The sequence below is a fragment of the Butyrivibrio sp. NC2007 genome (genome assembly GCF_000421405.1).
Lineage (GTDB): Bacteria > Bacillota > Clostridia > Lachnospirales > Lachnospiraceae > Butyrivibrio.
The window spans coordinates 111,678-133,006 of the sequence record NZ_ATWY01000004.1; the positions used below are offsets into that span (position 1 = coordinate 111,678).

Annotated in this window: 17 protein-coding genes; 6 read left to right on the forward strand and 11 right to left on the reverse strand. The window is 46.4% G+C overall.

All coding sequences use genetic code 11. From position 1 onward, the window contains the following. Positions 1 to 11: 11 nt before the first annotated feature. A complete protein-coding gene (locus tag G632_RS0104565) occupies positions 12 to 2,405 on the reverse strand; it encodes an endonuclease MutS2 (RefSeq protein WP_026512386.1) in 2,394 nt (797 codons plus the stop codon). A 133-nt stretch (positions 2,406 to 2,538) separates the two neighbouring features. On the opposite strand from G632_RS0104565, the gene G632_RS18795 reads away from it, so the two are divergent. From G632_RS18795 to G632_RS0104590, 5 genes are all read left to right on the forward strand, one after another. After that, positions 2,539 to 3,885 (forward strand): S1C family serine protease, encoded by a 1,347-nt coding sequence (locus tag G632_RS18795; protein ID WP_022767855.1) that lies wholly within the window; start codon positions 2,539 to 2,541, stop codon positions 3,883 to 3,885. Between the two features lie 24 nt (positions 3,886 to 3,909). Further along, positions 3,910 to 4,854 carry a 3'-5' exoribonuclease YhaM family protein gene (locus G632_RS0104575; RefSeq protein ID WP_022767856.1) on the forward strand — a complete coding sequence of 315 codons (945 nt, stop codon included), beginning with the start codon at positions 3,910 to 3,912 and terminating at the stop codon, positions 4,852 to 4,854. A gap of 165 nt (positions 4,855 to 5,019) precedes the next feature. Beyond that, positions 5,020 to 6,501 carry an ABC transporter substrate-binding protein gene (locus tag G632_RS0104580; RefSeq protein ID WP_022767857.1) on the forward strand — a complete coding sequence of 494 codons (1,482 nt, stop codon included), beginning with the start codon at positions 5,020 to 5,022 and terminating at the stop codon, positions 6,499 to 6,501. Positions 6,502 to 6,582: 81 nt separating this feature from the next. Beyond that, complete coding sequence (locus tag G632_RS0104585) at positions 6,583 to 7,500, forward strand: carbohydrate ABC transporter permease (RefSeq protein WP_022767858.1); 918 nt, start codon at positions 6,583 to 6,585, stop codon at positions 7,498 to 7,500. A gap of 13 nt (positions 7,501 to 7,513) precedes the next feature. Next, positions 7,514 to 8,410 carry a carbohydrate ABC transporter permease gene (locus tag G632_RS0104590; protein WP_022767859.1) on the forward strand — a complete coding sequence of 299 codons (897 nt, stop codon included), beginning with the start codon at positions 7,514 to 7,516 and terminating at the stop codon, positions 8,408 to 8,410. 54 nt (positions 8,411 to 8,464) lie between these two features. On the opposite strand, the gene G632_RS0104595 is transcribed toward G632_RS0104590, so the two are convergent. The 8 genes from G632_RS0104595 to G632_RS0104630 all read right to left on the reverse strand — a co-directional run bounded on the left by G632_RS0104595 (position 8,465) and on the right by G632_RS0104630 (position 17,902). Then, positions 8,465 to 9,388: an ArsR/SmtB family transcription factor gene (locus G632_RS0104595; RefSeq protein WP_022767860.1), complete on the reverse strand. Its 924-nt coding sequence runs from the start codon at positions 9,386 to 9,388 to the stop codon at positions 8,465 to 8,467. Positions 9,389 to 9,432: 44 nt separating this feature from the next. After that, the gene (locus tag G632_RS0104600) at positions 9,433 to 10,938 is read right to left on the reverse strand and encodes an alpha-N-arabinofuranosidase (protein WP_022767861.1); all 1,506 of its coding nucleotides are present in this window, start codon (positions 10,936 to 10,938) and stop codon (positions 9,433 to 9,435) included. Further along, a complete protein-coding gene (locus tag G632_RS0104605; protein ID WP_081647070.1) occupies positions 10,916 to 12,481 on the reverse strand; it encodes a glycoside hydrolase family 43 protein in 1,566 nt (521 codons plus the stop codon). The genes G632_RS0104600 and G632_RS0104605 overlap by 23 nt, the downstream gene beginning before the upstream one ends. Next, on the reverse strand, positions 12,478 to 13,446 hold the full coding sequence (locus G632_RS0104610; protein WP_022767863.1) for a glycoside hydrolase family 43 protein: 969 nt from the start codon (positions 13,444 to 13,446) through the stop codon (positions 12,478 to 12,480). The genes G632_RS0104605 and G632_RS0104610 overlap by 4 nt, the downstream gene beginning before the upstream one ends. A 199-nt stretch (positions 13,447 to 13,645) precedes the next feature. Next, positions 13,646 to 14,803, reverse strand: a complete 1,158-nt coding sequence (locus G632_RS0104615) for an aminotransferase class I/II-fold pyridoxal phosphate-dependent enzyme (RefSeq protein ID WP_022767864.1) — start codon at positions 14,801 to 14,803, stop codon at positions 13,646 to 13,648. Then, a complete protein-coding gene (locus tag G632_RS0104620) occupies positions 14,800 to 15,288 on the reverse strand; it encodes an Lrp/AsnC family transcriptional regulator (protein ID WP_026512388.1) in 489 nt (162 codons plus the stop codon). The genes G632_RS0104615 and G632_RS0104620 overlap by 4 nt, the downstream gene beginning before the upstream one ends. Before the next feature lie 50 nt (positions 15,289 to 15,338). Next, positions 15,339 to 16,307, reverse strand: coding sequence for an AIR synthase-related protein (locus tag G632_RS0104625; RefSeq protein ID WP_022767866.1), 969 nt, complete (start codon positions 16,305 to 16,307; stop codon positions 15,339 to 15,341). Positions 16,308 to 16,324: 17 nt separating this feature from the next. Next, positions 16,325 to 17,902 carry a VanW family protein gene (locus tag G632_RS0104630; protein WP_022767867.1) on the reverse strand — a complete coding sequence of 526 codons (1,578 nt, stop codon included), beginning with the start codon at positions 17,900 to 17,902 and terminating at the stop codon, positions 16,325 to 16,327. Between the two features lie 63 nt (positions 17,903 to 17,965). Here G632_RS0104630 and G632_RS0104635 point away from each other — a divergent pair, with 63 nt between their 5' ends. Next, positions 17,966 to 18,595, forward strand: coding sequence for a hypothetical protein (locus tag G632_RS0104635; RefSeq protein ID WP_022767868.1), 630 nt, complete (start codon positions 17,966 to 17,968; stop codon positions 18,593 to 18,595). Here G632_RS0104635 and galT read toward each other — a convergent pair. Both galT and G632_RS0104645 read right to left on the reverse strand, forming a co-directional pair. Further along, entirely contained in the window at positions 18,564 to 20,105 is a 1,542-nt protein-coding gene (gene galT / locus G632_RS0104640; protein ID WP_022767869.1) for a UDP-glucose--hexose-1-phosphate uridylyltransferase, read from the reverse strand. The genes G632_RS0104635 and galT overlap by 32 nt on opposite strands. A gap of 14 nt (positions 20,106 to 20,119) precedes the next feature. After that, positions 20,120 to 21,283, reverse strand: coding sequence for a galactokinase (locus G632_RS0104645; RefSeq protein WP_026512389.1), 1,164 nt, complete (start codon positions 21,281 to 21,283; stop codon positions 20,120 to 20,122). Between the last annotated feature and the right edge of the window lie 46 nt (positions 21,284 to 21,329).

Here is a 21,329-nt window from a genome sequence, read left to right on the forward strand (position 1 = left end):
CTATTCCCCTCTTACTTTATAAAAGTAACAATTGTAACCCCGGCATCTCCCTCGCCGAACTCGCCCAGCTTAAAGGATTTGACATAGGGTACCCCCTTAAGATATTGATGCACAGCCTGCCTTAAGGCTCCTGTGCCTTTTCCGTGAACGACTCTTACGTTATTAAGGTGCGACATGTAAGCATCGTCCAGGTATTTATCCAAAGCAGCGACTGCGTCATCGCTGTTTTTTCCTATAAGATTGATCTCCGTCCTGATGGTCGAAGCCTTGGAGAGGTCCATCTTGCCGCCTCCCGAAGTGTTCCTGCCGTAGAACTTCTTCATGGCAGCCTTGGGATCCTCATCTCCAATGAGCACCAGGTCTCTGATGTTGGCCTTGGTCTTCATGATTCCGCACTGGATAAAGAGATTTCCATCCTTGTCGGGCTTGGATGAGATGGTTCCTTTAAGTCCCATGGACACGATCTTTACGCTCTCGCCAAGCTTGAGCTGAGATTCCTTGAGAATCTGGTGATCTGCCGGCAGCTCTTTCTTCTTAGTGATCGCCTTGTTCTTGTCGGATATCTTCTCATTGAGCTTCGTCCTTGTTCTCTCAAGGTCCTGCATGGAAGCGTTCGGACCGGCTTTTCTGTAGACCTTGATGGTCTCGTCGGCGACGTCTTTGGCTTCCTGAAGGATCTGCCTTGCCTGTTCATGAGCTTCACGCAGGATATCTTCCTTCTGTCTGTCCAGCTTGTCCGTCTTCTGCTCGAGCTGTTTTCTGAGCTCCTCTGCTTCTTTCTTGTACTGCTCTATCTCAAGGCGCTCGTTCTCGATGGTCTTACGGCTCATCTCGAGATCTGCGATAAGATCCTCAAAGCGCTTGTCCTCTGTGCTTATCTGCTCGCTGGCCGCCTCGATGATCCTGTCAGGAAGTCCTAGCTTGGAAGAAATAGCAAAGGCATTACTCTTACCGGGAAGTCCTATCAGCAGCCTGTATGTGGGCTTTAAGGACTCAACGTCAAACTCGCAGCTTGCGTTCTGTACACCCTTTGTGTTGAGGGCATAGACCTTGAGCTCTGAGTAGTGAGTCGTTGCCAGGGTCCTGATCTTCCTCTTGTGAAGGTCATTGAGGATTGAGATTGCAAGAGCCGCACCCTCTGTAGGGTCAGTTCCCGCACCCAGCTCATCGAAAAGGCACAGGCTGTTCTCATTGGCATTCTCCAAGATAGCAACCGTGTTTGTCATGTGTGATGAGAAGGTTGAAAGAGACTGCTCAATACTCTGCTCATCACCGATGTCCGCGTAAACCTCTTCAAACACCGACAGTTCCGACCTGTCCGCTGCAGGTATCGCAAGCCCCGCCTGTCCCATCAGGGTCAAAAGACCTACCGTCTTTAATGTAACTGTTTTACCGCCGGTATTTGGTCCCGTTATTATCAGCATGTCAAAATCACGGCCGGCATATACGTCGATGGGAACCACCTTGTCTTTTGCAATAAGAGGATGTCTTCCCTTCTTGATATCAAAAATGTGCTGCTCGTTAAATACAGGTGTAATGGCATTTATCTCCAGGGCATAGGAGGCCTTGGCAAAGATAAAGTCAAGATCAGTCATGATCTCGCAGTTGTACCTGATGGCATCAACATGTTCAGCCACTGAAAGGCTGAGCTCCATGAGGATCTTCTCAATCTCTGCGCTCTCCTGAAGTGCCATCTCGCGGATCTTGTTGTTGAGCTCAACAACTGCTGCCGGCTCAATAAAGAGTGTTGACCCCGAGGACGACTGGTCATGAACAAGACCGTTTACCTGGGATTTGTACTCAGCTTTTACCGGTATACAGTATCTGTCACCTCTGACTGTAACCACCGCATCCTGAAGGTAGGTGCGCAGTGAACCATTTATCATTCTGTTCAGCTGCTCGTGAATGCGGTCATTGGCCAGCATCATTCCGCGCCTTATGTGCCTTAGTGCAGGACTTGCATCAGAGCTCATCTCATCTTCAGACACGATACATCTTCTGATCTCTGCCGACACAAATGTAAGGGGCTCGAGCATCTGGAAGGACTCAGTAAGTGAGTCTCCCTCTTCATCATCTCTTGGCGGTCTTCCGTAGCTCTTTACCCTGTTTACGTTATCAAGGAATGAAGCAAGCCTAAGGAGCGATGCCATATCAAGGGATGATCCGATCTTCAGCGCTTTTAAGATCCCGCCAAACTCCTTGTTATCGCCAAAGTTTACGGATCCTTTTTTGAAGATCCTTGCGATGGCGTCATTAGTCTTTTGCAGGTTCTTTCTGATCTCTTTGATATCAGAAGACGGCTCAAGCTCAAGACAGAGCTTTCTGCCGGGGTCAGATGTTGCGTGTTCTGCCAGTTTTTCAATTATCTTGTCGTACTCAAGTACGTGTAATGCTTTTTTGTTCATTTCTAAAACCTTGTTTTTCTGCCTGTTTACATAATTGTCCAAATTACAGTTTACCATTTTAAGCGCTCCGTGACTAGAGAGCCAATCTATAATATAATGTATGTAATATTTTGAGCTTGGAAGGTAAAAAGACATGCCTCTTAATCAGGATGAGAAAAAAGAAGTATTGGCGGACACAGGGTTTATCAGTGAAAAGATAAAACAGCGTCCCATAAACAGGAAAAAACTCTTAAGAAGAACAGCCATCACGTTCTTTCTTGCCATAGTATTCGGAATAGTTGCGTGCTTCACGTTCCTGTTCCTGCAACCGGTCTTCAGTGACAGGCTCTATCCGGAAGCTGAGCCGGAGCCCATCTCCTTCCCGGAGGAGGAGGTTCAGGACGAGCTTACTCCCGAGGAGATGTTTGCAGACGAATTTCAGATAGCGGAGGTCGAAGCCCAGTATCTCGAGGCCAATCAGAAGGATCAGATCGATGCAGCCATCGCTTCCTACTCCTTCTCTGCTTCCGACTATTCTAAAATGATGTACTCTCTTAAGGGTGTTGCTCAGAGCGTAGGCACCAGCATAGTCACAGTGACTGCTGTTTCCAACGACACCAACTGGTTCAGCGAATCCTTCGAGAGCAGCGGATCTGCTTCAGGCGTCATTATCGCCAACAACGGCTCCAGCTACTTTATCGTAGTTCCTTCATCAGCCATAAGCGAAGCCGAGAGCATAAAGGTAACCTTTGTCGATGGCTCCATGGCCAATGCAGAGCTTAAGCTCGCCGATGACGTAACAGGCCTTAGTGTCATCAGCGTCAGCAGATCTGACCTGACAGAGAACACCAGAAACAAGGTGACAACCTCATTCCTTGGAAGCTCCAACAACGGCACAATGACAGGTCTTCCCGTCATCGCAGTCGGCAGTCCCATTGGAATTCAGGGTTCCATCTCTTACGGTATCATCACTTCCGAGAAGACAACCCTTAACCTTGAAGATTCCTACTACAAGCTCCTGACCACAGACATCTACGGCAGCACCTTAGGAAGTGGAGTACTCGCCAACTTAAACGGCCAGGTTATTGGTATTATCGACATGTCCTACAACACCGAGGATCTTGAGAACCATATCTGCGCCATCGGTATCACAGAGCTAAAGACATTGTTTGAAGATCTCTCAAACGGTCGAAACAGAGCATACATGGGCATCCACGGAACCACCATTCCCGCGGACATCCTTGAGCAGCAGAACATCCCAGCCGGTGCTTACATAACAAAGACTGAGCTTGGCTCTCCAGCTATGCAGGCCGGAATCCAGAGCGGAGACATAATAACCGCCATAGACGGCGTCGAAGTCAGTTCCTATGAGCAGTTCATTTCCAAACTTGCGCAGTGCTCACCGGATGATATAATAACTGTTGCAGTAAAAAGACAGGCTCCAAATGATTACATAGAGCTTGATATAGAGGTGACTTTATCAAGTGCCACCCACAATTAATTTATTGTTAGAAATGAGGTTTTTATGAAATTTATCAAAGATCTTAAACCAGGGGACAGAGTTGCTGACATCTACATGTGTAAGCACAAACAGTCAGCCACAACCAAGAATGGAAAGGAGTACTATTCCGTAACCCTGCAGGATAAGACCGGCACAGTAGATGCCAAGATCTGGGAGCCGGGAGGAGCCGGCATCGATGAGTTCGACGATCAGGACTGCATAGATGTCTTTGGCGAAGTTACCAGCTTCAACGGCGCTATCCAGATCAACATAAAGAGAGCCAGAAAGTGCTCCGAGGGAGAATACGACCTTGCCAATTTCCTTCCTGTTTCAAGCAAGGACAACGACACAATGTATAAAGAGCTTTTGGGGATCATCGCTACTATCGAGAACCCTTATTTAAAAAAGCTTTTGGAAGAATTCTTTGTAAAGGACACAGCCTTTATCGAGAAGTTCCGCAAATCCAGCGCAGCCAAGACCGTGCACCACGGCTTTATCGGCGGTCTTTTAGAGCACACCTTAAGTGTTACCAAGCTCTGCAACTACATGGCAGGCGCCTATCCTATGCTCAAGAGAGACCTGCTTCTTACAGCAGCCATCTGCCATGACATAGGTAAGACAAAAGAGCTGTCTCTTTTCCCTGTCAACGATTACACCGATGAAGGCCAGTTCCTTGGCCACATCGTCATGGGAGCTATGATGGTTGGAGAAAAAGCCGCCCTCATCGAAGGCTTCCCGGAGCTCTTAAAGCAGGAGCTTCAGCACTGCATAGTTGCTCATCACGGAGAGTTTGAATATGGCTCACCCAAAAAGCCCGCGATCATGGAAGCTGTAGCCTTGAATCTTGCCGACAACACAGATGCCAAGATGGAGACCTTCACTGAAATCCTGCAGAATATTACCACTCCCGGATGGCAGGGATTCAACAAATTCTTTGAAACAAACATCTTCGAAACCAAGATTGACTGATTACCATTTATAGATTAACAAAAACAACTTTAGTTTTTTGTGTAAAACGACAAAAATTTAAAATATTTAAGAAAAATCTAAAATACCCATTGACGCCCAATAATCCTGTTTAGTAAAATTGCTGTAACAGATGCTAGTTAACGCAATTTTTTAGGAGGATTTGCTATGAAGAAGAAAGTTTTGAGTATTCTATTAGCCGGATGCATGTCAATGGGTATTCTTGCAGGCTGCTCAACAACAACTGTTGAGGAAGCAGGCGAAGCTACTCCTGCAGAACCGGCAGCAGACACAGCTGCAGCTGAGACCACCTCAGAGTCTTCAACCGAGACCCTTGCAGGTGAAGGTGATCAGACAATCCACGTATTCCTTTACATGCAGGAGCATGAGAAGGAAATCTACCAGCAGCTCATCGATGAGTTCGTTGAAGAGCACAAGGATCAGGTTAAGGAAGTTGTATTCGAAGTTACAACACAGGATGAGTACAACCAGAAGATGATCGCCAACATGACAGCAGGCGATATGCCTGATGTATTCTACGTAGGACCTGCAGCAGTTCGTTCTTATGTAGACAACGGTTACATCCTTCCACTCGACAACTATGTGGACGATGCAACAATCAGCAGCATTTGGGGAACAACTCAGGAAATCTACCGCTATGACGGCAGCGAGATCGGCAAGGGTTCACTCTACGCATTCCCTAAGGATCTTTCCTGCTTTGCATTTGCTTACAACCAGGACCTCTTCGACGAGGCAGGTCTTGAATATCCCGATCCTAACAAGCCTTACACATACGCAGAGTTCGAGGAAGTATGCAAGGCCCTTACAAAGGACAAGGACGGCGACGGAGAAATTGATCAGTGGGGCGTTGCCTGTGCAGACCAGTGGGGCATGACACCTATTCTTTATTCAAACGGCGTTAAGTTCCTCAATGACGACATGACTAAGGTTAACGTTGCAAACAACCCTCAGCTCACAGAGGCTCTTACATTCTACACAGATCTTACAAAGAACGGCCTTACACCTTCAGTTGAGCAGGATACAGCTCTTGGCGGATACCAGAGATGGCTCGATGGACAGGTTGCTTTCTACGCTTGCGGAACATGGGACGTTGCAGCATTCATGGATGATGCTACATTCCCTTACAAGTGGAACCTTTGCGGATGGCCTGTAGGACCTTCAGGTGACGGAAGATCACACACATGGATGGGATCAGTTGGATACTGCGTATCATCCACAACAGAGTACCCTGACCTCTGCGCAGAGCTTGTTTCAAAGCTTTCAACAGATGCTGACGGACAGAGAGCAGTTTCAGGTATCTCAACAGGTGCTTCAATCCAGCTTCCTAACATCACAGAGCTTGCATACGGCGAGTTCAAGGATGCTGTAAACAGCGGCAAAGTTCCTTACGCTTCAAACGTAGACGTTATCTTCGGATACTTCGACGGAAACGACAATTACGCTGCAGCTCTTCAGGAGACAGACTACACATACAACTCAGAGTGGTTCACACCTTTCTGGTCAGGTGTATTCAACATCAAGAACGGCGATATCTCTGTTGAGGATTACTTAAAGCAGGTTGAGCCTGAGATGCAGGAGCTTCTTGACGAGGCTATAGAGCTTCAGAATTCAGCTACAAAGAACGGCTGATAACCCAGTTTAGAACCAGACAGAGCCCCTCTGTATTTGATGCCGAGGGGCTCGTTTTATAAGATTTAGAGGAAAGAGAAAATGGCAAAAACAAAAGTCAAAGTACACAGATCCGCCATGGCAAAAAGAGAAGAACGCTGGGCATGGCTTTTTATCGCACCTCCCTTTATCGGTTTCATGCTCTTTATGGCGTACCCGATCGTATTCGCCCTGATCGCCAGTACCAGTAAATGGACCGGAATGAATTCTCTCTGGGGAAATATAGTCGGCCTCGGCAACTACATTAAGATCTTTGGCGATTACAAATTCTGGAGATCCATGGGAACAACCATAATCTACATGATAGGTATTCCCATCGGAATGATTCTGGGAATCCTCATCGCCATGGGCCTTAACAGAAAGATTCCGGGCAAAAGAGTTCTTACCACAATGTACTATGTTCCCGTGGTATCTTCACTGGTTGCTGTCTCTATTTTGTGGGCATGGGTATTTAACTACGACTACGGTCTTTTAAACGGTATCTACAAAGCTCTCACGGGAATGCACGGTCCCAACTGGCTGGGCGATGAGCACATGGTAAAGATATCCCTCATAATCTTCATGGTATGGAAGGGTCTTGGCGGAACGGTAATCCTATATCTTGCAGGACTTCAGAACATTCCGAGAGACTACTATGAAGCAGCCATGATCGACGGAGCAAACAGCTGGAAGAAGTTCACCAATATAACTCTCCCGCTGCTCTCACCGGTAACCTTCTACGTACTTATCACTTCCCTCATCGGAGGTTTCCAGGTATTCGTAGAAGTTCAGGTCATGACACCAAACGGCGGACCAAACTACAGCTCAGCAACTGTTGTATTCTATCTCTATGAGAAAGCCTTTACCAACGGCCAGCTCGGCTACGGTAGTGCAGTTGCGGTAATTCTTGCGACCATCATATTCATTATCACGGCCATCAACTTCTGGGGCCAGGATAAATGGGTTAAGACTATAGATTAAGGAGGTGTGACAGATGGCTACAGCAATTTTATCAAAACCAAAAAGCAGCCAAAAAGACTATATGAATGATCGCGTCACATCCCCCAAAGAAAAGACGTTCAACATCATTATCTTTGTCCTGCTGTTCTTATTTGCAATAACAATGGTGTTCCCCCTCATCTACATGGTGGCAACATCCTTTATGACCAAAAACCAGATCCTCTCAGGAACCCTGACGATCATTCCCGATCCGATCCTTATCGGTAAATACAGCGAGGTTATGAAAAAGGGACAGTTCATAAGCGGTATCATCAACACCATCAAGGTTGAGATCCCTGTGCTCATTATCGGAGGCTTTACTTCATCCCTTGCAGCCTTTGCCTTTGCCAAGATGGAATTCAGAGGTAAAAACGCACTGTTTTTGGCACTCCTTGCAACCATCATGATTCCATTTGCGGTTGTAATGATCCCTCAGTACGTACTCTTTACCAAGCTCCACTGGACCAATTCCCTGGCACCACTTATCATTCCGGGGTGCTTTGGAAACGTCAGCATGATCTTCTTCCTTCGTCAGAACCTTTACAGCATCCCTTCAGACCTTATGGATGCAGCCAAGATTGACGGATGCAACTACTTCGGAATCTACTGGAAGATCTTCCTTCCACTTATGAAGGGTGCTCTTGGTACACAACTCATGCTCTGGTTCATGGGAATATGGAATGACTACCTTGCTCCAACGATCTTCCTTAGAAGTGAAAAGACCTGGACCCTTCAGGTAGTTATCAGATCCTTTAACCACTACTACGCGATTCAAAGTGATTACGCTCTGATCATGGCAGCATCGGTTATAGCAATGCTTCCGACACTGATATTGTTCTTCCTGTTCCAGAGAGTCATCATCGAGTCCATCGCGATCAGCGGAATCAAGTAAAAGACATAACAAAAGAGGTTAGCGTTTAAGCTAACCTCTTATTTTTTACCTTTATTATGGCAACTCTATAGGGCTGTATGCCATCTTTATGTTTATATCCTGGTTGTAGTTACCAAAACCTCTTCCGAAGATTGTAAGACCGCCTACATGCTCAGCATTCTCGGGAACCTCGAGCTTAAACTTAAGAGGACTCTTACTTGATATCTTGAACTGATCAATGGTCACATCAGAGATCTGAAGGCCGTCTATAAATGTTCCCTTGTGGTTTATAACCAGCATCTTGAGAAGTCCGTACTGATTCCAGTTGGGGAACCACCAGTCGGGAGTAAAGATACCCTTTACATCTCCGAAGTCTCCGGGGCTCGTCCAGGTGCCGAGAAGAGTTCCGTTTAAGTAAAAATAGATATCCGAAGGCCATACATTATTAACTCCGGGCGCTTCAGAACTCAGCTCCATGGAAATGCAGATCTCGTCAATCCTCTGATTGGCCGGAACAAAGTTAGGGATGGCATATTCAACATATCCCTTGGTGAACCAAAGAATATCAGCTTCATATCTGTCGGGATGAGCAAAGTATCTGGTGTCGTCCACTTCACCGATGAGCCTGTTGCTGGTTGCAAGGCCACATGTCGGATAAACATTATAGTCTGAAAAAAGACCAACCTTGATATCCGTTGTGTAGATATTCTCACTCTCAGGCTTATCCTGAAGCTCTATAAGAATCTTGTCCAGATGTACTGAGCATACCTTCTGATTGCCATGGCCCGATGCCTCGGAGGAAACGGTAACAACTCCGCATTCTTCCAGCTTCTTGATATGGCTTGTAAGCGCGCCGTTGGTGATATTAAGACGGCTTGCAAGCTCATTCATGTTCATGGCATTTTCATTCAGAAGTATCTTGATTATCTCAACTCGAATATCAGAACCCAGAGCTTTAAAGAGCTCGAGCCCCTCATCAAGCGACTTGATATGTAACATAATACGTACCCACCCTTTTCATATTAGATTAAAATATTATACCTTTATTTTAGTCTAATCTCAACTACACTTGCTGCAGGTATGTTAAGCTTAAGTCCGCCTTCTGTCTTGTAATCCTCAAAGTTCTTTTCAACAACCTTCTCAGGATCCTCAAAGGTGTTGTAATCATGCGCATCTGCGCCGCCTACATATTTTGCTTCAACAACTTCAAAGCTCTTCTTCTCAGCAAATACAACATCAAGCTCTTTTGCCTCGGTAGGAGACTGATTGCTGACTGTGATTGTGATGATTCCGTCCTTCTCAGATACAGACTCATTGAGGTCAGGTACCTTAAAGCCATCCTCAACACCGATCTCTGTAGCTCCTGTTATGCTGCTGCCAAGAAGCTCAGCGCCCTGGTGATGACGATACATGTGGAATACATGATAAGTAGGAGTCTTGATCATCTTCTCGCCGTCTGTGAGGATAACGGACTGAAGAACGTTAACCATCTGAGCGATACACGCCATCTTAACTCTGTCACAGTGCTTGTTGAAGATGTTGAGAGTAATGCCGGCTACAAGGGCATCTCTTACTGTGTTCTGCTGATAGAGGAATCCGGGATTTGTTCCGGGCTCAACCTCAAACCATGTTCCCCACTCATCAACAGCAAGTCCGATATGCTTATCGGGATCGTACTGGTCAAGAACATTGCAATGTCTTGATACAAGCTCATCCATGAGGTATGCCTTGCTAAGAGTTCTGTAGTAGCACTCATCATCAAACTCTGTTGCACTTACCTTAGGATCCCAGCCGTATGGCATGTCATAGTAGTGAAGAGAGATCAGGTCCATAAAGCCGTGCTCATGTGCAGGTGAATGATCAAAGCAAGTCTTTAAAACCTCCTCTGTCCAGTGATAGTCATCATTATTTGCACCGCAGGCAATCTTCTTGAACTTCTTGTCAGGATTGTACTGACGAAGATAGGTCTGATATCTGCGATAGAGATCTCCGTAGTACTGAGGTCTCATATTTCCGCCGCAGCCCCAGTTCTCATTTCCTACTGCAAAGTAGTCAAGCTTATAAGGCTCGGGATGTCCGTTCTCCTTACGAAGGTCAGCCATAGGAGATACTCCGTCCAGAGTCATGTACTCAACCCACTGGCTCATCTCCTGAACTGTTCCGCTTCCGAGGTTTCCGTTTACATAGGTCTTGCAGCCAAGCTGTCTGCAGAGCTCCATGAACTCATCTGTTCCAAAGCTGTTATCCTCCATAACTCCGCCCCAGTGAGTGTTTATCATTTTCTTTCTCTTTGACTTCTCTCCGATACCGTCCATCCAGTGGTACTCATCGGCAAAGCATCCGCCCGGCCAGCGAAGCACAGGAACCTTCATCTCCTTCAGCGCTTCAACCACGTCGGTTCTCATGCCGTTGACATTGGGAATATCTGAATTCTCACCTACATAGAGGCCTTCATAGATACATCTTCCCAGATGCTCGGAGAAGTGTCCGTATACTTCGGGCGCTATCTCTCCCATTTTCTTTGTTTCATTGATCACTAGTTTTGCCATATCTTACTCCCCATATTGAATGATTATTGTCACCTGCTGCGCTGATGCAGAAGGTGTTGTTTCCTGCTTCATCTGTCATTTCCACCATAACGCCCTTAAAAGTAACATCCCCGGATTTTATGGTGATAAAGTTTGTTCCTTCTTTTACCTCATAGGTTCCTGTTATTCCGCCTGTGATATTTCCATCTGCAAACTTGCACTCTACAGGCTCATTTACCAGGTTGTTAACTTCAAGGCCGTGGTCGACAACGTAGATGGTGCCCTGAATGTCTTTTGTCTTATAACCCTCTTCCGAAAGGGATTCACCGTTTGTGGCAAACGGGAAAACGCAAGGCCAGCCATCCTCATTCATGGCCATCTGATGGACTCTTACCGAATGGAACTCCCCGTTGTTCTTAAATCTCTGATGATAGACGATGTATAATTTACCGTCTGCTCCTTCAAAGGTGGACTGTCCACCGGGTGCCATATATGTGACGTTAAGGCTCGGAAGTGTGTAATTGCCCATGAGCTTAACGCCGTAATCAGCGTAGGAATCCAGGTCTCCTTTGATCCCAAGGCTGTTTCCTGTAGCGTCAACATATGGACCGTCAGGGTTTTCCGACCTAAGGACTCTTATCTGATATCCGCCATCTGCCTGAAGGTTTCCATAGGACAGGAACAGGTAATAGTAGCCGGTAGCCTTGTCATAATGGATATACGGACCTTCTATGGAGTGGTGGAATCCGCCGATAAGTCTTTTGCCAAAGTATGCATCCACTTCGCTCTCGTCATCTGTTACCGGATGGATTGGCTCGCCGGTTTCCTGATCGAGCTCTAAGATAAAGATTCCGCCGGACCAGGAGCCGTATACCATCCAGAGCCTGTCATCTGCGTCATAAAACATGGCAGGATCGATGGCGTTGGGCCAGAGCTGATTGTTATAAGCTCCGCCTGATACATATCGGTTTCTTGTGGCTGCATCCTCTCCCATTATCTCACAAAAGTTAGTCAGATTCAGGTCAGATTTTGCGAATCCTGAGTAAATTATTGTTTTTTCGTAGTGGTAAGGACCTCCGATATTATCAGAAGTTGCCAGCACGATATTTGACTTGATATAAGAAGACGTGGTGCAGAAGTACATCCAGTACTTGCCTGTCTTCTTGTTGTAGATAACGCTTGGAGCCCAGACTGAATAGCCGTTCTGCTCGTTCTTACCCACAAAAGAAAAGGCATCAAAAGGCTCAGCCAGCAGATTGTCATAGATCTTGTTGCTGCCGTTTACCCCATCAGCCCAGGTGTCCCACTTTATCAGGTCGGAAGATGTAGCCGCCGTCATGTGCGTTCCGTAGCAGTAATAGGTGCCGTCTTCTGCCACAATGACCTGAGGGTCGTGAAGAGATGCCCCCGAATTAACGGATCCCTTTGCTATTTCCTCCATACTCGCCTCCTGAGGAAGAACTGTGTTCTCAGCCCCTGAAGGCGCCGAGCATCCACTTCCCAAAGCAGCAAGGACAAAGCTCATCCCTGCTGCGATAAATCTCATGTATCTGTTTCGCATCATTTATCTCCCCGGTTAAAAGAGAAAACCGGTCTTCCCTCTTCGTCCCAGACAACCGGCATAAGTCTTGCGTGCCTGTTGGGATTGTAGAGCGGATCTCCCGTTATGGTCTCTTCATTTCTTGCATGGTATACGCAGATATCCTGCCCGTTCTCATCCACTGTAAAGCTGTTGTGCCCCGGTCCGTAGATGCCAAGCTTCTCATCAGACTCAAGAACCGGATGTCTCTCCTTGGTCCAGCTCTTCGGATCAAGAAGGTCGCTGTCTTCATCTGCAGTCAGCATTCCCATACAGTAGGGCTTGCCCGTCTCACTTGCAGAGTAGGTTAAAAAGATCTTTCCGCCGTGCTTAATGACTGAAGGGCCCTCGTTTACCCAGTAGCCCACTCTCTCCCAGTCATAATCAGGGGTTGTCAGCATCACCTGAACGGTTGCGAGCTTCCAGGGGGTTTCCATACTGGCAATGTAGAGATTGCTTATCTGTCTTCCGACTCCTACCTTCTCAGCCCAGACATAGTACCTCACGCCTTTGTTCTCGAACACTGTGCCATCAAGAGAGAAGGCTTTAAAAGAGAACTCGTCTGCGTCAGCTCTCTGGATCTTGCCAAGCTCTGTCCAGGTTCCGGTGATGGGGTCTTCATCCTTGCACTGAAGAACATAGGGCCTTATCTCCCAGATGTTGTCCTTATCCCCTCCTGCGTAGTAGATGTACCATGCGCCGTCAAGGTAGTGCAGCTCAGGAGCCCAGATGTGTACACTCATGGGACCTGACTCATGCTTGTGCCAGATTTCTGTCTCTTCTGCATCTGCAAGACCTGCGAGAGTATCGGATTTCCTGAGGACAATCCTGTCATATTCGGGAACAGAGGCTGTGAAGTAATAGGTTCCGTCCGTATGTCTGTAAACATAGGGGTCAGCCCTCTGAAGTATCCATGGTTCGTTATATTTTAGCTGTCTTTCCGCTGTCATTTATCCAATTTCTCCTAATACACCTTGCTATTATCAATTCTAAAGTGCGAGAAATATGAAGTCAACGATTATTTTAGATTTAAATGAATTATTTTAGATATTCTAAGGATTTTCACAAAAAAACTCCTGCTTTTTGTGCATATTTGCTCAAGCAAGCAGGAGTTTTAGTTTTACCTAAAGATATTTAATTTGTTTCGCATCAGAGTTTACTGATAAATCTCTCCAGTCTCTCCATGGCAGCCTTGAGATTTTCAAGTGAATATGCGTAGGAAACTCTAATGTAACCCTCTCCGCAGTCACCAAAGGCTGTACCCGGAACAACAGCGAGCTTCTCTTCCTTAAGAAGTCTTGTACAGAACTCATCACTGGTCATTCCGAATTTCTTGATGCAAGGGAACACATAAAATGCACCGTAGGGCTCAAAGCACGGAAGTCCGATTCTCTCAAACTCACTAAGAAGGAATCTTCTTCTGTGATTGTACTGCTCCTTCATCATAAGAACATCGTCATCGCCGTTCCTTAAGGCCTCAACAGCAGCATACTGGCTGGTTGTAGGAGCACACATGATAGCGAACTGATGGATCTTGACCATCTGTTCCATGATGGCCTGTGGTCCGCAGGCATATCCAAGTCTCCAGCCCGTCATAGCATAGGCCTTGGAGAAGCCGTTGATAAGGATAGTTCTCTCCTTCATTCCCGGGAGAGATACGATGGATACGTGCTTGCCACTGTAGGTGAGCTCTCCGTAGATCTCGTCGGATATGACATAGAGGTCTTTTTCTATAACGACCTTGGCAATAGCCTCGAGATCTTCCTTCTCCATGATGGCACCGGTTGGGTTGTTGGGGAACGGAAGAACCAGGATCTTTGTCTTGTCCGTAACCTTATCAAGCACTTCCTGAGCTGTTAATCTGAACTGATTCTCTTCCTTGAGCTCAATGATAACAGGAACAGCATCTGCCAAAATTGCACAGGGCTCGTAGGATACATAGCTGGGCTGTGGGATCAGAACTTCGTCTCCCTCATCAACCATTGCGCGAAGAGCAAGGTCGATGGCCTCAGATCCTCCTACCGTAACGAATACTTCTTTTATCGGGTCGTAGCTCACTCCCTGAGTCCTCTGAATGTAATTGGAGATCTCAGTTCTGAGCTCTTTAAGTCCTGAGTTGGAGGTATAGAAGGTACGTCCCTTCTCCAGGGAATAGATACCCTCATCTCTTATATGCCAGGGAGTATCAAAGTCCGGCTCACCAACACCCAGAGAAATAGCGCCTTCAGTCTCAAGGACAATATCAAAGAACTTTCTGATACCCGATGGCTTTATATCTACTACTTTCTTTCCGATTGGGTTTCTCATGGCGATACTATCTCCCTTGTGTCTTCATATTTCTTTGCGAGGATTGTTCCATGGTCCTTGTATTTCTTTAAAATAAAGTGAGTTGCTGTGCTAAGAACGGTATCAAGTGTAGAGAGCTTGTTGCTTACAAAGCTTGCTACCTCCTGAAGGGTCTTGCCCTCAAGGATGACCATGAGGTCAAAGCCTCCGCTCATAAGGTATACACTGGTAACCTCCGGGTACTTGTAGATCCTCTCAGCGATGCTATCAAAGCCAAGGCCCCTCTGAGGTGTAACCTTAACCTCGATAAGCGCATTAACCTTCTCAATATCGGTCTTGGACCAGTCTATCATTGTGTGATATCCGCAGATGATACCCTCTTCCTCAAGGTTCTTAAGTTCATTGGCTACAAGAAGCTCGTCCGCTCCCAAAAGAACGCTGAGTTCATGCACATCTATACGGCTGTTTTTCTCAATAATACCTAGAATTTCTTCTCTTGTACTCATCTTTATCATTCTCCCCTTCTGATTTATTTACTATAATACCACTAATTCCGTCATAAGACCTTATGTATCTCATCTGCCTGAGGAGATTCGAGAAATCTCTTTTCATCTCCGTTTACTATTATCTTATCGTTCCCTTCCTTAAGAGCTCCTATCACCGCCGCAGGAATTCCTTCGTCCTCCAGCTTTTTAACCAGGTCTTTTCCATCGCCTGTTGCTATTAAAAGAGCTCCACCCGATGTGAGCTGATACGGGTTTAATTCAAAGAACTCGCAGATCTCAATAGTTTCCTGTCTTACGGGAATCTTCCTGAGGTCTACCTCCAGTCCGCAGCCTGCCTTTTCAGACATCTCCCAGAGAGAAGCATATATTCCCCCTGATGAAATATCATGTATAGCTATGACTCCGGACTTCACGGCGACTGCAGCCTCCGCTCGAATATCTAAAAGCGCTCTGAAGCGCTCCGCTTCTTCTATAAAAGGTACCGGGTATCTGGATGAAAGTTCATCCTTTTTCTCCAAGGCCAGCATTGATGTGCCCTCAAGGGCAATCCACTTGGTGACAACAAGGTCATCTCCAGCCAAAGGCTTTGCACCGATGAGTGGACTATCTGAACTTCCCGCCACAGCAACTGCAGTTACAAGCGCCTTGTTTACTGCCTCTGTTACCTCCGTATGTCCACCGGCATAGGGAACATCGAACATCTTAGCCGCAGCTATCGCGCCCTTCACAATGTCTTTTACCATCTGCTCCTCTGCATCTGCGGGAAGCATTATAGATACTGAGACATGGTCAGGGGTTATGCCCTGGGAGAAAAGACCTATAAGCGCCTTGGCAGCTGCATAAAATCCGGGATCTCTTGTGTCTGCCGTAACGCTCGATACTGTGCTGAAGGCCTCTTTATTTGCAGAAAAAGCGCAGTCTGACCCTACAGCTGCGCTTTTAACATCTTTATATTCTGTTCTAAGTAGCTTTAAAACCGAGCGCTTTAAAGCGTTCTCAGTTATCTTACCAATTCTCATACACTCTCCGGCGCCGGTTAGTTTGTCTGGATGGCCTCAGCATCGCCCTCAGGCGCTTGTGCTGCTTCTGCCTGGGCTCTTAGCTGCTCGTTGGCTGCGTTTACGGCATCGGCTGCTGCCTGGTTAGCTGCCTCTGCGCCTTCTGTTCCTGCTGCATTTCTTGCTGCTGCAAGAGCACCGGCAACTGCCTTGACTGTGCCAACATCCCTTGTTGCTATTGCTGTCTGAAGCTGTGACATAGCTGCTTCATCCGCTCCGGCTGTTCCCACGGTAATGATCTTGGGAACCATCTTGTAATTGCTGGAATTAACGACTTCCTTGGTGGTCTCGCCGTTCTCTGTAACGATCTTCCAGAGCTGAGCCTTGTAGCCAAGGTGAGCTGACTGTGTGCCAACATATCCGACACCCTGGGAAGGGTCGGTCACGAACTCATCCGCAGAAGCAGGAGTTGTCTCAAGAACCTCACTCTCATAGGAAACCTTTCTTCCTGAAGGTCTTGTCTCAACGCCGTATATGGTAAATGTAATGTGCTTGTCTGATGTAGTGTATCCTTCTATATAGATAGGATGGTCTGTGCTGTTAACAAACTTGAAGTTCTTGCCTCCGGATTCAGCAATGGCTGCATCAGCAGAGGGTGAAACATAAGTTACGATCATGGAATGGTTGTGTCTCTCTGTAACTTCCAGCTCTGAAAGAAGAACTGCGTTGTAAAGAGTTGTTGAAACCTGGCAGATACCACCTCCGATACTCTCAACAACAAGTCCGTTGAGATATGAACCTGCAGGGAAGTATCCGTTAGCCTCTGTGAAAGGAGTTATGGTATCAAGAACAGAAAACTCCTCTCCGGGGTATATGGTTGATCCGTTTATCAGTCTGCATCCGTTGGCAACGTTGGCACTTCTTGATGCGCCTGATGTCTTGTAGCTGGTAGTGAAGGTTCCAAGAACATCTCTTACCAGAGAGAGCTCCTCTTCGCTGCCCTGAGGCTCATCAGCCTTAACAGAGAGCTGGATGACATTGTTGTCACCACCGAGCTTATTCTGAATAAAGTCTTCTATTATAGATACTGACTCAGGACGGTCCACAAGATATCCTGTCTGTCCGTCGGATACCTGGAATCCGTTTTCTGTCTTGGTCAGTGTGTAATTGATCTTTTCCTGATCAAAGGCATCTCCGCATTCATTAACAATGCCTTCTATAATGTCTTTTTCATAGCCGTATTCAATATCAAAGATCTTGTTCTGATGCTGAAGATCCTTAAGAGCTTTGTATCTCTGAATGATGTTGCCCTGGTGTCCCAGTGAATATGCATCCTCAACCACTGAAGTGTTACTCCAGTAAAGGCCGATATCCTGGCCGGTGAACTGTCTCTCTTTTCCCTCGCCGACATAGAGAGTCAGAGTCTGTCCTGATACCTGGTCAACATATGCAGTTACTGCATTTTCTGCCTCATTTACGCTCATTCCGGACACGTCAACCGGTCCGATGAACACACCCTTTGCGATTTGTCTGCCATCAGAAGCATAGGCAGCTGTCTGAGGCATCAAGACCATCAGTAGAACCGCAATTCCAATGGCCCCAAAAAATTTTTTCATAATACTTCCTCTGTGATATTATGTAAATATATTCACCACGTTTTTACTGAAAGGATATTATAGATGAAATTCCCCTTTTTAGCAAGCTTCATACTCCTGTGTATCGTCATGAATCTTCTCATGCGCAGAACCTCAAGAAAGACGGAAGAACAGGAGGCAAGCTTCTGGGAAAAAGAGCTGCAGTCTAATAATGTAAGAAAAAAAAGTCTCGAGAATCTGGAATACATCCACATTCCCTTCGACCTTCTTCCCTTCGGCACTGCAGGCGATGACAAAACTCTTCAGGACGCAGAAAACGAACTTACCGCCCTCAAGGATGAAAAGATTGTCAATCTCACCGGAATCAGCAACACCGATCTTAAACTCGAATATGGCACAGCCAACATAACTCCCCTAACTCAGTACGACCAGAACTACACAGCCCTGGTCTGCTCACTGCAGAAGTGGGGTCAGGCTCTTTATGACCTCGGCAGATTTGAAGATGCTGCAAAGGTCCTTGAATTTGCTGTAAAAACCCGCTCGGATATCACAGCGACCTACAGGCTTCTCATAGATCTCTACAAGACAAAGCTTGGTCTTAACGAAGAAGAGATCCAAAGAAAGCTCGATGGTCTTGTTCCGATTGCCAAAAATCTCAACTCTCTAAGCCGTCAGACAATCCTTAAACTCCTTCAGCCGGCAGAGAGCGAATAAATCTGTTAAAGGCTTCCTGGCCTTCAGGAGTGCGCTTATATACGCCCGCGTCCTCCAAAACATGCATGAAGACCTCTCCGATCTCGTTCTGAATTATCTCATCTATATTGGATTCATCAATCTTATCGTACTTTGTCTTAAATGCATCCACCCAGTCAGCGTGCTTTTCAAGGACTTCGTTAGCACGAAGGTCTGCACCGGAGAGCATAGCCTCTTTAAGCTCTGCCATCTCACCTTTAAGTCTTGCAGGAAGGACAGCAAGTCCCATAACTTCGATAAGTCCGATGTTCTCCTTCTTGATGTGATGGAGCTCAGCGTGTGGATGATATACGCCAAGAGGATGCTCCTCTGTGGTTATATTGTTTCTCAGAACCAGGTCAAGTTCGAAGTTGTCTCCGCGCTTTCTGGCGATAGGAGTAATGGTATTGTGAGGAGTTCCGTCAGTCTCGGCAAACACAAATGCCGCTTCATCAGTGTATCCTCTCCACTTTTCAAGGATCACATCCGCAAGAGCGATTATCCTCTCATAGTCGGGTGATGAGAGCCTTATTACTGACATAGGCCACTTAACCACTCCGCTCTGTACATCCTCAAATCCTTTTACGGTAAAAGACCTTTCCACAGGAGCCTTAGCCATTGCAAAGGTGTAGTGTCCGCCCTGGAAATGGTCGTGGCTTAAGATAGATCCTCCAACTATCGGAAGGTCAGCGTTTGATCCAACAAAGTAATGAGGGAACTGCTTAACAAAATCAAAGAGCTTGCAGAAGGTACCGTGCTCAATCTTCATAGGAATATGCTTTGAATTAAACACGATGCAGTGCTCATTGTAATAGACATAAGGTGAATACTGGAATCCCCACTTGGAATCCTGGATAGTTACAGGGATTATCCTGTGGTTCTCTCTTGCAGGGTGATCAACCCTTCCTGAGTATCCCTCATTCTCCCAGCACAGCTGACACTTGGGATATCCGCTCTGCTTGGCATTTCTTGCAGCAGCAATGGCCTTGGGATCCTTCTCCGGCTTGGAGAGGTTTATGGTTATATCAAGATCACCGTACTCAGTGGGGGCAATCCACTTCATATCCTTGGCAATCCTGTAGCGTCTGATATAATCGGTATTCTTGGAGAAGTTGTAGTAGTAGTTTGTTGCTTCTTCAGGACTCTTTTCATAAAGGCTGTTAAACTTTGCAATAACAGCGCTTGGTCTCTCTGTTAAAAGACCCATAAGCTTTGTGTCAAACAGATCTCTAAAGACAACACTGTCGTTTTCTATAAGGCCTTTTTCTGCAGCGAAGTCATCAAGCTCCTTTAATGTAGTCTCAAGGTACGCCGAAAGGTCTTTTTCATCAAGAGAGATCTCTCTTGAAAGGGCCTCGATATCAGAAATCTCATATTCAGCAGCATCAAGTCCCAGGGCAATAAGCAGGGAATTTACCGAATAGATGATATCTTCTTTTTCTATAAGTTTAGTTGCAAGTGCATACGCAACAAGTTTATTAACTGCTTCCATTTCAAATCCTCTCCTTAGATAACCTCAGGGCCTCCGCCAATCTCTACTGTATAGAAGGTCGCATCGTAGCCGATTTTCTTCTTGTAGTTCTCGCCTACAATCTTCTTAAAGTTCTCAATAGCCTCGTCCTTGACGATAGAAACTGTGCATCCACCAAAGCCACCACCTGTCATACGTGAGCCGATAACTCCGGGAATCTTCCATGCCTCCTCAGCAAGTGTATCAAGCTCAACGCCTGTAACATCATAGTCGTCTCTGAGGGACTCGTGTGACTGTCTCATAAGCTCTCCGAAGTGGTTTATATCGCCTGCCTTAAGAGCCTTAACAGCCTCGATTGTGCGCTGGTTCTCATATACAGCGTGCTTTGCCTTCTTCTGCATGTCAGGGTCGGTAAGAAGGTGCTTGTTAGCCTCAAACTCCTCGATGGAGAGATCGCCCAGAGTCTTGATATCAAGGCTCTTCTGAAGAATTGCAAGCGCTGCCTCGCAGGTGCTTCTTCTGGCGTTGTACTGGGAATCTGTGAGTTTGTGCTTCTTGTTGGTGTTGGCGATTATGATCTTGGCACCCTCAAGAGCAATAGGTGCATATTCAAAAGACAGATCGGCAGTATCGAGGAAAATGGCGTTATTCTCTTTTCCCATAGCTGCAGCAAACTGATCCATGATTCCGCAGTTACAGCCGTTGAAGTTGTTCTCTGAGTACTGTCCGATAAGTGCTATATCCTGGTTGGAGACCTCAAAACCGTAGAGATCTCTTAAGATAAATCCTGTGAGGACCTCTAAAGAAGCTGATGATGAAAGGCCTGAACCATTGGGGATATTTCCGTAGATAACCATGTCGAAGCCGGTATCAAGGTTCATTCCTCTCTTGGCAAAAGCCCATACAACTCCCTTGGGATAGTTGGTCCAGCCTGCCTCATCAGAAGGCTTAAGATCGTCAAGGCTTGTCTCAACAACGCCGCGCTTATCCTGGTTTACGGAATAAAATCTGATCTTGTTGTCATCTCTCTTAACAGCTGCGCCATAAGTACCGATAGTGAGTGCGCATGGGAAAACATGTCCTCCGTTGTAATCTGTGTGCTCGCCGATAAGATTGACTCTTCCCGGGGCAAAATAAGCCTTTACCTTGTCATTCTTACCGAAAACCTTCTCAAAGTTTTCAAGGACTGCTTTCTTCATCTCCTGATCGATCATAGTAACCTCCTGTTTATAATTAACTAAATAG

Bases quoted from the DNA above. Each gene is read 5' to 3' on its own strand.
- G632_RS0104565 (WP_026512386.1), bottom strand. From the start codon at position 2,405: ATGAACAAAAAAGCATTACACGTACTTGAGTACGACAAGATAATTGAA.
- G632_RS0104590 (WP_022767859.1), top strand. From the start codon at position 7,514: ATGGCTACAGCAATTTTATCAAAACCAAAAAGCAGCCAAAAAGACTAT.
- G632_RS0104575 (WP_022767856.1), top strand. From the start codon at position 3,910: ATGAAATTTATCAAAGATCTTAAACCAGGGGACAGAGTTGCTGACATC.
- G632_RS18795 (WP_022767855.1), top strand. From the start codon at position 2,539: ATGCCTCTTAATCAGGATGAGAAAAAAGAAGTATTGGCGGACACAGGG.
- G632_RS0104615 (WP_022767864.1), bottom strand. From the start codon at position 14,803: ATGAGAAACCCAATCGGAAAGAAAGTAGTAGATATAAAGCCATCGGGT.
- G632_RS0104625 (WP_022767866.1), bottom strand. From the start codon at position 16,307: ATGAGAATTGGTAAGATAACTGAGAACGCTTTAAAGCGCTCGGTTTTA.
- G632_RS0104620 (WP_026512388.1), bottom strand. From the start codon at position 15,288: ATGAGTACAAGAGAAGAAATTCTAGGTATTATTGAGAAAAACAGCCGT.
- G632_RS0104600 (WP_022767861.1), bottom strand. From the start codon at position 10,938: ATGGCAAAACTAGTGATCAATGAAACAAAGAAAATGGGAGAGATAGCG.
- G632_RS0104630 (WP_022767867.1), bottom strand. From the start codon at position 17,902: ATGAAAAAATTTTTTGGGGCCATTGGAATTGCGGTTCTACTGATGGTC.
- G632_RS0104580 (WP_022767857.1), top strand. From the start codon at position 5,020: ATGAAGAAGAAAGTTTTGAGTATTCTATTAGCCGGATGCATGTCAATG.
- G632_RS0104595 (WP_022767860.1), bottom strand. From the start codon at position 9,388: ATGTTACATATCAAGTCGCTTGATGAGGGGCTCGAGCTCTTTAAAGCT.
- G632_RS0104585 (WP_022767858.1), top strand. From the start codon at position 6,583: ATGGCAAAAACAAAAGTCAAAGTACACAGATCCGCCATGGCAAAAAGA.
- G632_RS0104605 (WP_081647070.1), bottom strand. From the start codon at position 12,481: ATGATGCGAAACAGATACATGAGATTTATCGCAGCAGGGATGAGCTTT.
- G632_RS0104610 (WP_022767863.1), bottom strand. From the start codon at position 13,446: ATGACAGCGGAAAGACAGCTAAAATATAACGAACCATGGATACTTCAG.
- galT (WP_022767869.1), bottom strand. From the start codon at position 20,105: ATGGAAGCAGTTAATAAACTTGTTGCGTATGCACTTGCAACTAAACTT.
- G632_RS0104635 (WP_022767868.1), top strand. From the start codon at position 17,966: ATGAAATTCCCCTTTTTAGCAAGCTTCATACTCCTGTGTATCGTCATG.
- G632_RS0104645 (WP_026512389.1), bottom strand. From the start codon at position 21,283: ATGAAGAAAGCAGTCCTTGAAAACTTTGAGAAGGTTTTCGGTAAGAAT.